The 1197-nt window shown below is 46.5% G+C and carries 1 pseudogene; it reads left to right on the top strand.

Annotated features, from left to right (window positions below):
- Window positions 1–563 precede the first annotated feature (563 nt).
- A pseudogene (locus P5674_RS24950) lies at window positions 564–917 on the top strand (ISKra4 family transposase); the annotation flags it as partial.
- Between the last annotated feature and the right edge of the window lie 280 nt (window positions 918–1197).

The raw sequence follows: 1197 nt of genomic DNA, 5'->3' as shown, positions 1-1197 counted from the left end.
TGCGGTTACACTTATCCCTACTGATATCTCGACCAGATAATCAGAGTCTAGGAGGATTTAAAACGTTCCGTTTATATGGGCATTCCATCTTTAGATTTATCCTTTCCACCGGGGTACTTTTAAAGGTCTGTATAGGTAGTAACCAAAGCCCCCTACTTTTCCCCTTGCTCTTTTGAGCGCAGCGCATCAACCTATTTCGCTACTTTATAATTACGGTGGTTCAAGCCGGACATTCGGTCTCCCTAATCATGGATGGTTGGCAGTGGTCGCATCTGGTAGTAGGTTCTACTTCACGCCTTCCGTTCCCCGCTTCAATCTGACGGGTTGTGAATCCTGAAACTGGGGGTGGCTATCGCCGTCACTCTCTACTCCCTAATTTCTTAGTTTGTTTTTGACCTTGAGTTCCCTCCCTGCCTTGCTCAGTTTCCTAAGCGTCGGGACATATAAACAGTTATGGAGATGGTCAGAGGCGAGCCTCTTATATTCAACCAAGGGGTTTAAGTCCCCACTAGGCAGTTATTTCAAGCATTGCAGCTCTATTTCATGCCTAAACGTCTCGCACTTGGTATCTAATAATGGAAAATGCTAACAAGGTGCAAGGAACACCGGCTCAACAGTCGCAGATGCGAGCACTGCTATGGCGAGGAGAGACCCAGAAGGCAATTGAGTATCTACGCCCAGAGCCATGTCGGGGAGCGACGGGGTTTATCAATTACTTAAAGCATCACCAGACTAGGATTATAGACTACCAGGCTGGGCAGGAAGCGGGGCAATCGATTGGTTGGGGTCGGGTGGAGTCGTTGGTGAAACAAATTGGGATGAGGGTGAAGTTGCCGGGGGCACAATGGCGAAGGGAGAATGTGCCGAAGGTGTTGAGGCATCGCTGTGCCTACCTAAATGGCGCGTTAGCTGCTTAATCAGGGTAAGAGTAGATTTTTTCTCTGAGTAATTATACTCATATCCTAATTGAGATGCACCCAACCAATACCGTCTGCGCCATTCAGCCATAAGGGGAACAATTGTGCAAGTTTTCCCAAAAATAATATCAGGAATCAGTGAAGTTCCTTTAATAAATTACCATAAAGTTATCGAGTGTATATAGCCAGTCATACCCAAACGAATTACTATAGCTGGATACTTAACATTAGGGGTCGAGAATGGAGTCGCCTCCATTCCCTCCCATTCAAAACCGTGCTT

Origin of the sequence: Limnospira sp. PMC 289.06 (assembly GCF_032350395.1) — a bacterium.
GTDB classification, from domain to species: Bacteria; Cyanobacteriota; Cyanobacteriia; order Cyanobacteriales; family Microcoleaceae; genus Limnospira; species Limnospira platensis.
This window is presented reverse-complemented; position numbering and strand designations above follow the sequence as displayed.